The organism is Nocardia sp. NPDC055321 (genome assembly GCF_053645575.1).
This window is the reverse complement of sequence record NZ_JBSHMS010000037.1, coordinates 24,169-36,626: the sequence shown is the minus strand read 5'-3', so window position 1 is coordinate 36,626 and position 12,458 is coordinate 24,169. Positions and strand designations below refer to the sequence as shown.

Below are 12,458 nucleotides of genomic sequence, written 5' to 3'. Positions count from 1 at the left end.
AGAACGCACTGTTGCGTTCTTGCATTTGTAAGAGCATGATTCGGCTAGCCTATTCGTGAACAGCCGATCCGATGAGCGGTATAGCTGAAATCCGGAGACCAATCATGTTGGTGCTATTAGTGATGCAAGCGGGCACGTACGGGGAGTTCCGATGACCATGTCGATAGCCGGCGTCCTGCCGACCGCGCCGCAATTGCTCTGCGCGTTCCAGGGCAGGCGATTTCAAGATCGAGTCCTGTTGCGTTCAGCGCATGCTCTCGCCGAGTTGCACGAACGTCGCGGCCAAGTCCGAGACCCCATGTTGGTCACCGAGATCGATTGTCGCCGGGGCGAACTCGTTGACGATATCAACGATTGGGTGGAACAGGAACTGCCGCAGCACCGTAACGGCGCCGCGCTGCACACCGAGAGTCTGGGCGCGGTCGTCGATCGCATGGCCCGGAGCTGGGTAGAAGCGAATCAGGTGATCGATCACGAGGGCGCGGGCAGCGACAATACCCATAAACACTGGTACCACCTCGCCGAGCTGGTGGACGGTTACACTGATCTCGTAATCGACGTGGCCGGTGGCCGGCGTCGTTTGCCTGAACAGTGATTCCGCGCACCGCGTTCGCCTGCGTTGCCACGCAAGCGCATTGACGCAATCGACGCGTGCGGCGGAGCATTGTAGCCAGCGGTGACGTCAACCGGGTCGCGCTATCGGACCAGTAGCGCACCTGTACCGCGGACGTCGCCCGCCTCCAGACGGCGGGCGCAACGGGGCGCCCCGCCCGGCGTGCCGCGTGGTCGACTGGCGCGGCACGCCCGTCCGGGATCCCCTCAGCCTGACACATCCGGCGAAAGCCCGGGTGGGAAAAGGCATTTCACAGTGGGTCGATCGAGCTCGGTAGGGGATGACGAGTTCGGTAAGGGGACGATGCCGTGCTGTACACCGGAGTAACCGCGGGTGATCAGTTGTACTCCCGGGCGGCCCAGGGGGCCTTTCGGATGGCGGAGGCGCCCGCGCGGCGCTGCGCCACCCACTTCCTGCGCTTCGCCGACTCGCTCGATCCGCAGGTCGAGCGGGCTCGGCGGCTACGGGGCGCCGGCGGCTGGGGCGGATTCGATTCCGCGCGGCAGCTGGGGCGCGGCTTCGAGGCCAAGGCCGCCGATTTCACCGAAACCCTCACCGGACTTCAGGATTCCGCGCTGCGCATGGCCGCGGCGTATCTCCTGGCGGCCGGCCTGATCCGCGACGCGGATGATTCCCACTCCCGTGCGCTGCTGGCGGCGGCCGCGGACTTGGATTTCCCGGGCTGATCCCTCCCCGGGGAAATGGTTGGGCCTAATACCGACCATTCGGTATTAGGCCCAACTTCCCAATTCGCGGAATTGTGTTTCAGCGCGGGTTCACGCCGCTATTCGCGGGACTCGAAACGAGTGTTTCACTCACGCGTGGATAGTCACTGTATCCGCGTGCGTCGCGACCGTACAGAAACTCCTCGCGCAGGGGTGCCAGCGGCAATTGGTGTGCGATCCGGTGCACCAGATCCGGGTTGGGTATGAAGGCCCGGCCGAAGGAGACGGCGTCCGCGGTTCCGTCGGTGAGCACGCGCTCGGCCTCGGGAGCGGTGGTGGGTGTGCGGTTCTCGCCGACGTTGGCGATGAGCGTGCCGCTCCACAGCGGTCGCAGGTCGGCCAGGGCAGCGTAGGCGTCGTCGTCGGTGAGGTGCAGGTAGGCGAGTCCGCGCGTGTTCAACTCGGCTACCAGGTGCCGATACAGCGGCGCCGGGTCGCGTTCGATCATGTCGAACTGCGGGTTGCCGGGGGACAGGCGGATCGCGGTGCGGTGCGCGCCGATGGCGGCCGCCACCGCGTCCACGATCCGCAAGGGCAGCCGCACGCGGTTCGCGATGGACCCGCCGTACTCGTCGGTGCGCAGGTTGGTGTTGTCGGCCAGGAACTGGTGCAGCAGATAGCTGTTCGCGCCGTGCAACTCCACGCCGTCGAATCCGGCGGCGACGGCGTTGCGGGCCGCGTCGGCGAAGTGGTCGACGACGGCGTCGATCTCTGCCGTGGTCATCGCCCGCGGCACGATCGGGTCGGCCTTGCCCCCGGCGATGAGGTGCACCCGCTCCGGGTCGACGACCGCCGACGCGCCCGCGGGCATGCTGCCGTCGATCCGCGCCAGCGGGTGCCCCTTGCGCCCGCCGTGCATGAGCTGGGCGAAGATCCGCCCGCCCGCCGCGTGCACCGCCTCGGTGACCACGCGCCACGCGCGCACGTGCTCGACGGTCTGCAGTCCGGGCACCCACGCCTCGCTCTGACCGCTGCTGTGCGGCCAGATTCCTTCGGTGACAACGAGTCCGGCGGTGGCGCGCTGGGCGTAGTAGTCGGCGACGTCGGCGGTGGGCGAGCCGTCGGGGTGCGAGCGCAGCCGCGTCATGGGCGACATGATCACTCTGTTCGGCAGGAACAGGTGGGGTCCGCGATATTCGGTCAGCAGCATCATGCCGGTACCGTAGAACCTGACATCAATGTCAGGTGCAAGGAGAAATGTCGTGCGCATCGGTGAACTGGCCGACCGAACCGGCGTGAGCGTGCGCTCCCTGCGCTACTACGAGTCCCAGGGCCTGCTGGCCTCGACCCGCACCCCCGGCGGTCAGCGCGACTACCGCGAGACCGCCGTGGATCGGGTCCTGCGGATCCAGGAGATGTACGCCGCCGGCCTGCACAGCCGCACGATCGTCGGCCTCCTACCCTGCATCAACGACGAGGACGGCACCCCCACCGCGGTGGCCACCCCCTACCTCCTGCGCACCCTCACCGCCGAACGCGATCGCATAGAGGCCACGATCAAGGACCTGCACCGCGCCCACGAGGTCCTCGAGGGCGTGATCAACGCCGCCACCCCGCCCCCGGCGTGAATCGGATCGCCGTCGCCGTCGCGGGTCGCGGTCGAGGACTGCCCGCGCGGGCCTTCGATCGGGCGGTGGTTCGCCGCCTGCTCGCGGGTCGCCTCGCGTTGTGCGCGAACGCGATTCGTGTCGTGACCGCCCGATAGGGTCGTTCGGTGGGCAGATTCGTGAGGATTTACGTCGTCGATCTGGCGAAGGCCGTGGAAGCCATCGGGCTGGGCGACGACAGGCTGCGGCGGATGATCGAGACGCGGTTCGAGGACGAGTTCGCGCATGTGAACGAGAACTTTCGTTCCTACGATGAGCAGCCGACCCCGGCCGAGGCGGTGCACGCGGTGATCAACGGGGGTCCCTACGCCGACGGTGAAGAGCATTGGTACACCAACGCTTTCGAGACGATCTGCGAGTTCTACGCGGAGTACGTGGACCGCCACGAGCCGTATCGCCGCGGTCGGCTCGCACAGGTGGACGAGCGCCTGAACGGGATCGGCGTCGACATCCGCCTGACAGCCTTCGAAGGCGGCTACCCCGCGCCGCTGTCCAACACTGGCGGCGGCTACGGCGAATGGAGCCACGAGAGTTGCGTGCGGGCATGCTCGCAGTGGGACGCGCTCACTCCGGAGCAGCTGGCAACCCTCGACGACGACACCCGTGAGTGGGCCGATCGGTCGATGCAGTGGGCTCGGAAGGCCGCGTCCTCACCCGGGCGCGGGGTGGCGGGCTTCTCCTTCACGACAGGGGGATTCGCCCGGTAAGCAGGGCCGTGAGATCGGGAACCAGGCGCGTTTCGACGGTCCACGCCTCCACCCGTAACCCGCTGGGACCGGGACGGTGAAAGACTTCACGCAGCGTGGTGACCGCTCGGCGCGCGGACGCCGCGAAATCCGGCTCGCCGGCCGGGAAAGCGACATCGTGATACCAGTTGGGGCAGCCCTCTTCGCTGTACGGCAACCACCCCAACTCGGTCATCCGGATCTCTTCCGAATCCGTCATCCGGAACTCCGGCTCCAGCCAGGTGTTGCTGGAGATCTCGGCGGACAATTCGTCGTGGACCACCGCGAACTGCGCGAAGCGACCGCCCGAGGCGTGCACGATGAGGTAGCTGGGAGCCGGAAGCCGCCACAGTGTCCACGCCAGCGCGTCGGCGAACACCGTCCACTCGTTGTCCCGGACATACCCGGCCGTGACGAAGCTCGGTTGCACACCAATGCCCGTGCGGTCGAAGTACCGCGGGTTGACGACATCGAGTGCGATCGAACGGGAATCGGCGTGCAGGGAGATGCGGGCACGGGGCGAACCCCAGGTCGGTACCTCCGCGCCGCGCCGGGTCACCGCGTGGGTGCCCAGCTGCGCGCCGATCGCATCTTCCAGCTCCTTGCGGAGCGCGGTGACCCGTTCGTCCATCAGGTCTTCCGTCTCCGTGAGGACGATCGAGAGGTACTCCAGTCGTAGGCCGGCATCGGATCGATCCCCGGAGGGGTACGACCCGTAGGAGGCCGTGGCGGTGGGGCGGTCCGGAGTCATGTCGGTCACCAGACGCGCCGACCGGGCGTTCTCGGCGGCGATCTTCCACCCGGTCTCCGAGCAGAAGCGCGGCAGGTCGGCGGGGCGCCAGGTCCAGTCGAATTCCGCTGCGGTGGCGGCTATTCGGGCCACGCGGTCGATGTCGATCCTCACGGCGGGGATGGTAGCGGGGGCCACCGTCAGCGTAGGGCCGCCCGGCCTTTCAGGCGGCCGAGCAGGACCAGGGCGATCAGGGTCGTCAGGACCAGGAGGGTTGTGCTGGCGGCGGCGTCGAACACCTCGCCGCGGTCGGTGGCGGCGAAGATCGTGACGGGGAGGGTCTTCCAGGTCGCGGGGTAGACCATGATCGTCGCGCCCAGTTCGCCCATCGAGAGGGCTATCGCCAGGCCGGCGGCCGCGCCGAGGGCGGGGAGCAGCAGGGGCAGGGTGATGCGGAACAGCACCCGGACCGGGCCCGCGCCCAGGGACTCGGCGGCCTGGCGATAGCCGGGGTCGAGGCGGTCCAGGGCGGCGGAGACGCCGCTGAAGGCGTAGGCCAGGACCAGCACCGTGTGGGCCACGATCACGATCCATTTGGTGCCGCCCAGCAGCAGCGGGCGCTCGTTGAAGGCGATCAGGACGCCGAGGCCGATCGCCACCGAGGGGATCGCGACGGGCAGGTGGAAGACCGCGTCGGTGACGCGGCGCAGCCAGCGCGGGGCCTCGCGGGCGGCCAGCGCCGCCCAGGTCCCGAGCACCAGCGAGACCGCGCCGGCCAGCAGCGCCGTCTGCAGGCTCACCGACAGACTGGCCGCCTGTTCGCCCTCGAGGGCGCGGCCGAAGTTCGCGAAGCCGAGATCCGAGGGCAGCGGGCCGGTCCAGCGCCCGGCCAGGGCGGCCGCCACCACCGTCGCGATGGGCGCGACGAAGACGACGACGACCACCAGGGCGAAGAACGCGAGTACCGCGAGCCGCCCGGAACGGGTCCACACCAGCATGATTCAGCTCTCCCCACGGGTTCCGGTCAGGCGGGCGAACAGCAGCCGGTACCCGAGGTACAGGCTCAGTGACAGCAGCACCTGCACCGACGCCAGCACCGCGGCGCCCGGCAGATCGAAGGTGACGATGCCGCGCGTGTAGATCAGCGCGGGCAGCGTGATCACGCCCTTGGCGCCGGTGAACAGCACGATGCCGAACTCGTTGAGCGTCAACAGCAACACCAGGCTGCCGCCCGCCGCCAGCGCGGGCCACGCCTCGGGCATGACCACCGAGCGCAGCACCCGCCACGGCGACGCGCCCAGGCTCGCCGCCACGTCCAGCTGCTCGCGCGAGAGCTGCGCGAACCCCGCCAGCAGCGGCCGCACCACGAACGGGGTGAAGAAGGTGATCTCGGCGAGGATGATGCCCCACGGCGTGCTCAGGAAGTTCAGCGCCGGTTCGGAATTCCCGGTGAGCCGGGAGATGAACGCGTTCACCGCGCCGGCGGTGCCGTACAGGAACGTGAACGCCAGGGTGACCAGGAACGAGGGCAGCGTCAGCACGGTGTCGATGAGCCTGCCCACCAGCTGCGATCCCGGAAAGGGGATGAACGCCAGCACGATCGCCAGGAACGTGCCCAGTATCAGGCAGCCGATGGTCGAGCACACCGCGATGGACACGGTGCGCCACAGCGCGTTCCGGAACGAGGACTCGGCCAGCACGCCGGTCCAGGTTCCGAGGCCCCGCCCGCCGTCCGCGGTCGCCGTCGATTCCCACAGCACCCGGCAGATCGGGTAGGCCGCGATGAGCAGCACCACCAGCACGGGCGGCAGCGTCCAGGCGACGGATCGCAGGGCGCGCCGCCGCGCGGGCGGCTCCGGATCCGCTGGTGCGGAAGGTGTTTCGAGTAGCGCGGTCATGCCCGCCTCCTGTCGCGCACGGCCGCCACGGTCGAGAAGAGGTCCGCCCACCCGTCGAGAGCGTCGGACCGGGGCGCGGCCGGTGCGTCCGCAGCCGTGGCCGAGCCCGATGACGCCGACCCGGTCGCCGCGATCCGGTGCGATGGCCCGGCCGCGCCGGACCGCACCGTCATCTCCGGCCCGGCGAGCCCGAGCACCTCGCCGGCATCCACGCGATGCCGTTGCGGCAGTGCGTCACTCATGCCCGCACCTCGGGATGGTCGGCGGCCGCGTCGGTCCCGATGCCCGGCGGAATGAGCACACCCGCCGGATCGGGGAAGCGAACACCCACGTGATCACCGGCCACCAGTTCGGTGTGCCCCGGCGTCTCGGCGATCAGCTCCCCGGGAATCCCGGGAACCGACAGGTGCAGCCGGGTCACCGCGCCCTTCCACACGGCGGTTGTCACCGTGCCGCGCAGGGCATCTCGCTCCGTCAGCGGCACGATCCGCACCGTGTGCGGGCGAACGCACAACTGCGCCCGCGCGTCCGGCGCCCAGTCCGGCCGCCCGATACCCGGCAACGGGGCCTCCGCCCGCAGCGTGTGCGTACCGACGGTGACCAGCGCCGCCGTCCCCGACACGTGATTCACGGTGCAGGGCAACAGGTTCGCGCCGCCCAGGAACGAGGCGGTGAACTCGGTCGCGGGCTGTCGCCACAGATTGCGGGCGGTGTCGATGTCGACCAGCCGGGCGTCACGCATGACCGCGATCCGGTCGGCCAGCGCCAGCGCCTCGGACTGATCGTGTGTCACGTACAGCATCGCCGTGTCCGGCAACGCCTTTCGCAACTGCTGCAGCTCGCCGAGCATGGACTGGCGCAGTTGCGCGTCCAGCGCCGCGAGCGGCTCGTCGAGCAACAGCACCTTCGGCCGGATGGCCAGCGCGCGGGCGATGGCCACCCGCTGCTGCTGTCCGCCCGAGAGCTCGCGCGGCAGTCGCGCGGCGTACGCGCCCATGCCGACCATCTCCAGCGCCTCGGTCACCCGCGCGCCGATCTCCTTGCGCGGCACCCGATGTGCCTTCAGCCCGAAGGCCACGTTCTCGCTGACCCGCATGTGCGGGAACAGCGCGTAGGACTGCACCACCACCCCGATGCCGCGTTTGGCGGGGGAGAGGTTGGTGACCTCGCGCCCGGCCAGCCGCACCGCGCCCGAGGTGGGCCGGACGAACCCGGCCAGCGCCTTGAGCGCGGTGGACTTGCCGGACCCGCTGGGTCCCAGCAGCGCAACCGTTTCCCCCGCGGCGACGCGCAGGGTGAAATCGGCCAGTGCGACGGTGGTCGTGCGACCGCGACGGTAGGTGACCCCGACCCGGTCGAACACGATGGCCGGCTCGCCGGCGGTGGTCGCCGTCGCCGTGGATGTCGTCAACGCGGAGGACATGGTTGCTGCTCCTGGGCTCTGCGGGATCGGGAAAATCAGCTGCCGGTGGCCTTCGTGTACGCCGCGATGTCGGCGTCGAGATCGGTCAGGACCTGGTTCCAGTCCGGCCGCACGATCTCGACGTTCTTGACCAGCGCGGCGGGGGAGGGGCCGTTGCCCGCGGCGGGCGCGTCCTTGGCGTCGGTGCGCGCGGACACCGCGTTCGCCTCGGGCAGGGTCTTCTGCACCTCGGCCGAGAGCAGGAACTCCATGAGCCGCTTGCCCTCGGCGCTGTGCGGGGCGCCCTTGGCCAGGCCGATCAGGTACGGCAGCGCCACGGTGCTGGCCTTGCCGTCGGCCGCGGCCGGGAAGAACACGCTGAACTTGGAGCCCTTCTCCTTCACGGTCGCCAGGTTCATCTGGATGTCGCCGTTGGCGATGAGGATCTCGCCCTTGTCGACCTTGGCCTGCAGCTTGCCGGTCGAGGAGGACGGTCCGACGTTGTTGACCTGCAGCTTGGTCAGGTAGTCCAGCGCGCCCTGCTTGCCGTAGAGCTGCTGCAGCAGGATCAGCACGGCGGTGCCGTCACCGGCCTGGCCGGGGGTGGAGTACTGCAGCTTGCCCTGGTACTCGGGCTTCAGCAGGTCGTCCCAGGTCAGCTTGGCCGCGTCGACCGACGGGTTGGCGATGAAGCAGAGGTAGTTGCCCGCCAGGGTGACCCACTTGCCGTTCGCGTCCTTGTCCGCGGCCGGGAAGGCGGCGGTGTCCACGCCGCTGGCTTCGAGCAGGCCCTGCTTGTCGGCCTTCTGCATGAACGGCGGCAGGGTGACGATCACGTCGGCCTGCGGGTTGGACTGCTCCTTGTCGACCCGGTTGACGACCTCACCCGAGCCCGCCTCCACCAGATTGACCGCGATGCCGGTCTGGTCCTTGAACTTCGCGAACTGGTTCTTGTACCAGTCGCCGACGCCGTCGGCGGAGTACACGGTGACGGTCTTGCCGTCGCCGGCGTCGGTGCCGGTGCCGCCGCAGGCGGTCAGCCCGAACGCGAGCGCGGTGGCCGAGGTGAGGACGAGAGCGGTGCGGGCGAGGGTGCGTGCGAGGCGGTTGTTCGTATTACGCACGGTGACTACAACTTTCGGTTCGAGGGGAGGCGAGTCGAAGGGATAGGGTGAACCCCGCGTCCGGGAACGCGGGGGGTCTTCGGGATCAGGCCCGCTGGTCCAGGACCAGGCGCGCGAAGTCGGCGACCGACGGCAGCACGTGGGTCGCGCCCGCGCCGCGCAGCTGTTCCTCCCCGTGCGCGCCGGTGAGCGTGCCCGCGACGATCCGCGCGCCGGCGGCCAGGCCGGTGGCGATGTCGCTGGTCGTATCGCCCAGTACCGCAACGCGATCCACGGCATCGATCTCCAGGCGCAGCACCGCGGTGAGCACCAGGTCGGGGTACGGGCGCCCGCGTCCGGCGTCGGAGGGCGCCAGGGTCAGGTCGGCGATCTCGGTCCAGTCCAGCGCGCGCAACAGCCGGTCCTGGGTGTCGCGACTGAAGCCCGTGGTCAGGGCGACCTTCACGCCCGCCGCGCGCAGTTCGGCGATGGCCTCGGCCGCGCCGGGAATCGGTGCGACACCGGCTTCTTCGGCGAGTTCGGTGTACGCCGCCTCGAAGGCGCGGTTCGCGGTCTGCGCCAGGTCCTCGTCGCCGAGCAGCGTGCGGAAGCACCAGATCTTGGACTGCCCCATGGTGTCCAGGACGAACGCGCGGGCGGCCTCGCGCTCGGGGCCCTGCGCCGGGATGCCCGCGGCGGTGACCGCGGCCTCGAAGGCGCGTTCCACCAGCCCGTCGTCGGCGACGGTGGTGCCCGCCATATCCAGCACGGCGAGGTCGATACGCTTGTCGGACAAGATGATTCCCCTGTCGGGTCGTGGTCGGTGGGTGGTCACAGGTGCAGCAGGTCGGCGGTTTGTTCGCCGAGCGCGGGACCGAGGGTCATGCCGCGCCCGCCCGGTCCGGTGATCACCCAGACGGACTCGCTCGCCTGTGCGCGGGTCACGATCGCGCCGGGATCGACGGACTGGCTGTACACGCCCGCCCAGCGGCGCACCACCTGCGGCAGCTTGCGGCCGAGCAGTTCCTCGGACACCGAGATCAGGTGCTCGTACGGCGCCTCGTCCACGTCGAAGGCGAACGGTTCGTCGTACTCGTGGGTGTCGCCGATGGTGAGCCCGCCGTGCAGGCGCTGCACCATGAGCAGCTGCATCTTGTGCTGGGCGGCGGTGAACGGCTGCGCCTGTTCGAGATTCAGGCGATCGAGTTCCGCGCCCGCGAAGGCGGGGTAGTAGCGGAAGCTGTCCCCGTCGGCCACGGCGGTGGGCAGTGGCTCGCCGAGCGGGGCCGTCTGCATCATCTGCAGCCGCACGCGGCGGACCGGGATGTCGCCGACGAGTTCGCGGGTCAGTCCGGAATGCGCGGCGCCGGGGCAGACCAGCACGAGATCGCCCTCGTGCCGGCGGCCGCGATCGTCGATCACCGTGCCGCCGGTGATGGTGCGCGCCTCGGCGCCGGCGAAGAAGCTGTACCGCTCGGTGGCTTCCATGTAGCGGCGCAGCGCGGGCAGCGCCTGCCGGGACTCGACCGCGGCGTCGGCCGAACAGTGCAGTCCGGCAAGGAATTTGCCGCGCAGCGCGGGGTTCAACGCGCGCACCCGGTCGGCGTCGAGCAGTTCGAATCCGCGGTCCGCGGCGGCCGGGCCCGCGGCCGCGGCCTCGGCGACCGCCAGCTCGTGTTCGGTGCGCACCAGGGTCAGGGACCCGGTGGCGCGGAAGCCGACGCCCGGCACCCGCCCGCCGATCTCCTCCCACAGTTGCCGCGAGCGCAGGGTGAGGTCGAGTTCGTTCGCGCTGCGCCCGGAGACCCAGACCAGGCCGAAGTTGCGCACGGTCGCGCCGCGGGCCTCGACCTCGCGCTCGAGCTGTACGACCCGGTGCCCGCGCCGGATGGCGGCGAGCGCGTGGGCGGTGCCGAGGATGCCGCCGCCGATAATCACCAATCGCATGGGCTCATCGTGGCCAATGGTCTAGACCTAGGAGTGTTTCGTGGGATAACGCTGGGTAAACAATTGGTATAGACCAATCATCTGTATGCTGGGCGCATGGACACAACCGAGGTTGCCGGGGTGGGCGGCCCGCGGACCGGTCGCCGTGCCCCTGGCGAAACAGCTTCCGGCCCAGCGTCTTCCCTCGCATCGTCCGCGAACGCCGAGGCGCGCCTGCCCAAGTCGTACCGGGTGCGCACCGAACTCGAATCGCTGCTGGGCGAACTGGGCGAGGGCGATCCGCTCCCGTCCGAGCGCGAGCTGGCGCTGCGGTGCGGGGTCGCGCGGGAAACCGTGCGTCAGGCGGTGCGAGAGTTGCTGGTGGAGGGCCGCGTTCGCCGTCAGGGCCGGGGCACGGTGGTCTCGCGTCCGAAGATGGTGCAGCCGCTGTCCCTGCGCTCCTATACCGAGGGCGCGCTCGAGTTCGGTCGCACACCCGGGCGCGAGCTGGTCGGCTGGACCGACGAACCCGCCGATTCCGATACCGCGGCGGCCCTGGGCCTCGCGCCGGGCACGCGGGTCATGCATCTCGAGCGTGTGCTGCTGGCCGACGGCGAGCGCATCGGCCTCGAGTCCACCTTCATGCCGCTGCCGCGGTTCGCCCCGTTGCGGGCCGGCTACGACCCGCAGACCTCGCTGTACGCGGCGACCCGGGCCATGGGCGTCGTCTACGCCGGCGCCACCGAACGCATTCAGACGGTGCTGGCCTCCCCGCGCGAGGCCGCGCTGCTCGAGTGCACCACCGCGCTGCCGATGCTGCTGCTGCATCGCCGCAGCGTCGACGCCGAGGGGATCGCCATCGAACATGTGCGCTCGCTCTACCGCGGCGACCGCATCGCGTTCCAGGCGACGCTGACCGATTGACGGGTGCGCCAATCGTTATCGCTGGTCCCGGGGCCGCGTCGTGTCGGTCGTGGCACGGATTCGTAAGCGAGGCTAACCTCGAGATCGGGACAATTGCGGCGCTCACTCATCGGCGCGGGGGCGTCCGAGGTTGTTCTTCCCGCCTGCCCATTTCCGGGCTTGGGTTCGAAAGGTACTGAAGAACAACGAGTTTGGAGATCTACCGTGACCATGCGCCCCGCGCCGACGGCCGCCGTGAATCTACGCGGAAATACCCTGCCCGCCGCCAACGCGGCGGCACAACCCGGAGCGATGTGGTGGAACGCGCTGTCGGTGCTGGTAACCCGCCCGATCGCACCGAACCGCATCGCCACGACGCCACACCTGGTCCTGCCCGCCGAGTACGGCCGGCTGAACTTTCTGCTCTCCTCCTACGACATCGAGTCCGAGCAGCTCGCTCGCGACCGCCGGGTGGTGATCCAGGCCGGGGACTGGCGCGGTAGACCCGCGCTCGGCAGTCGTCAGCACTACGGCATCGTCCGCATCGTCCGCGACGACCACTGGGCGGCCCGCCTGAACGAGAGCGTCCGCACGAAACACGGTCTCCGCTCGACCCTGGCCCGCATCGGCCATCGCTTCTCCCACGGCACCGCCCCCTACGGCGACCTGGTGGCGACGATCGACCTGCAGCCGTACCCGCCCCGCATGCTCGCGCCGTAGCCGCGCCCGCTCACCCGCGAATCCTGGTCGGCCGAAAGAACTTCCGTGCCGGTGCCGAGTTTTGTCGGCCCGAGTGCGTACGGTGCCGGTACCGACGAAAGGATGC

At 69.7% G+C, this 12,458-nt stretch carries 15 protein-coding genes; 6 read left to right on the top strand and 9 right to left on the bottom strand.

All coding sequences use genetic code 11. The features are described from left to right. Positions 1-235 precede the first annotated feature (235 nt). Together ACWIGI_RS37365 and ACWIGI_RS37360 are read left to right on the top strand one after the other, a co-directional pair. Positions 236-595 carry a DUF4254 domain-containing protein gene (locus ACWIGI_RS37365; protein WP_354989989.1) on the top strand — a complete coding sequence of 120 codons (360 nt, stop codon included), beginning with the start codon at positions 236-238 and terminating at the stop codon, positions 593-595. Positions 596-921: 326 nt separating this feature from the next. Continuing rightward, positions 922-1,299, top strand: coding sequence for a hypothetical protein (locus ACWIGI_RS37360; protein WP_454208304.1), 378 nt, complete (start codon positions 922-924; stop codon positions 1,297-1,299). Positions 1,300-1,378: 79 nt separating this feature from the next. Here ACWIGI_RS37360 and ACWIGI_RS37355 read toward each other — a convergent pair whose 3' ends face one another. After that, positions 1,379-2,491, bottom strand: coding sequence for an alkene reductase (locus ACWIGI_RS37355; RefSeq protein WP_454208303.1), 1,113 nt, complete (start codon positions 2,489-2,491; stop codon positions 1,379-1,381). A gap of 49 nt (positions 2,492-2,540) precedes the next feature. On the opposite strand from ACWIGI_RS37355, the gene ACWIGI_RS37350 reads away from it, so the two are divergent. Next, complete coding sequence (locus ACWIGI_RS37350; protein ID WP_454208302.1) at positions 2,541-2,906, top strand: MerR family transcriptional regulator; 366 nt, start codon at positions 2,541-2,543, stop codon at positions 2,904-2,906. 146 nt (positions 2,907-3,052) lie between these two features. Continuing rightward, positions 3,053-3,652: a DUF7691 family protein gene (locus ACWIGI_RS37345; protein ID WP_454208301.1), complete on the top strand. Its 600-nt coding sequence runs from the start codon at positions 3,053-3,055 to the stop codon at positions 3,650-3,652. Here the strand turns inward: ACWIGI_RS37345 and ACWIGI_RS37340 are convergent. The 8 genes from ACWIGI_RS37340 to ACWIGI_RS37305 all read right to left on the bottom strand — a co-directional run bounded on the left by ACWIGI_RS37340 (position 3,627) and on the right by ACWIGI_RS37305 (position 10,750). Next, positions 3,627-4,574, bottom strand: a complete 948-nt coding sequence (locus tag ACWIGI_RS37340; protein ID WP_454208300.1) for a DUF6301 family protein — start codon at positions 4,572-4,574, stop codon at positions 3,627-3,629. The two genes, ACWIGI_RS37345 and ACWIGI_RS37340, sit on opposite strands and share 26 nt — an antisense overlap. 26 nt (positions 4,575-4,600) lie before the next feature. Then, complete coding sequence (locus ACWIGI_RS37335; RefSeq protein ID WP_454208299.1) at positions 4,601-5,398, bottom strand: ABC transporter permease; 798 nt, start codon at positions 5,396-5,398, stop codon at positions 4,601-4,603. Positions 5,399-5,401: 3 nt separating this feature from the next. Next, complete coding sequence (locus ACWIGI_RS37330; protein WP_454208297.1) at positions 5,402-6,298, bottom strand: 2-aminoethylphosphonate ABC transporter permease subunit; 897 nt, start codon at positions 6,296-6,298, stop codon at positions 5,402-5,404. Next, positions 6,295-6,540 carry a hypothetical protein gene (locus ACWIGI_RS37325; protein ID WP_454208296.1) on the bottom strand — a complete coding sequence of 82 codons (246 nt, stop codon included), beginning with the start codon at positions 6,538-6,540 and terminating at the stop codon, positions 6,295-6,297. The genes ACWIGI_RS37330 and ACWIGI_RS37325 overlap by 4 nt, the downstream gene beginning before the upstream one ends. Further along, positions 6,537-7,721 carry an ABC transporter ATP-binding protein gene (locus tag ACWIGI_RS37320; protein ID WP_454208295.1) on the bottom strand — a complete coding sequence of 395 codons (1,185 nt, stop codon included), beginning with the start codon at positions 7,719-7,721 and terminating at the stop codon, positions 6,537-6,539. The genes ACWIGI_RS37325 and ACWIGI_RS37320 overlap by 4 nt, the downstream gene beginning before the upstream one ends. Before the next feature lie 35 nt (positions 7,722-7,756). Beyond that, complete coding sequence (locus ACWIGI_RS37315; protein WP_454208294.1) at positions 7,757-8,824, bottom strand: 2-aminoethylphosphonate ABC transporter substrate-binding protein; 1,068 nt, start codon at positions 8,822-8,824, stop codon at positions 7,757-7,759. 85 nt (positions 8,825-8,909) lie between these two features. Then, positions 8,910-9,563, bottom strand: coding sequence for a phosphonatase-like hydrolase (locus tag ACWIGI_RS37310; RefSeq protein WP_454208327.1), 654 nt, complete (start codon positions 9,561-9,563; stop codon positions 8,910-8,912). A 71-nt stretch (positions 9,564-9,634) separates the two neighbouring features. Then, positions 9,635-10,750 (bottom strand): TIGR03364 family FAD-dependent oxidoreductase, encoded by a 1,116-nt coding sequence (locus ACWIGI_RS37305; protein WP_454208293.1) that lies wholly within the window; start codon positions 10,748-10,750, stop codon positions 9,635-9,637. A gap of 96 nt (positions 10,751-10,846) precedes the next feature. Here ACWIGI_RS37305 and ACWIGI_RS37300 point away from each other — a divergent pair, with 96 nt between their 5' ends. Both ACWIGI_RS37300 and ACWIGI_RS37295 read left to right on the top strand, forming a co-directional pair. After that, positions 10,847-11,653: a GntR family transcriptional regulator gene (locus ACWIGI_RS37300; protein WP_454208292.1), complete on the top strand. Its 807-nt coding sequence runs from the start codon at positions 10,847-10,849 to the stop codon at positions 11,651-11,653. A 204-nt stretch (positions 11,654-11,857) separates the two neighbouring features. After that, entirely contained in the window at positions 11,858-12,352 is a 495-nt protein-coding gene (locus ACWIGI_RS37295) for a hypothetical protein (RefSeq protein ID WP_454208291.1), read from the top strand. Positions 12,353-12,458 lie beyond the last annotated feature (106 nt).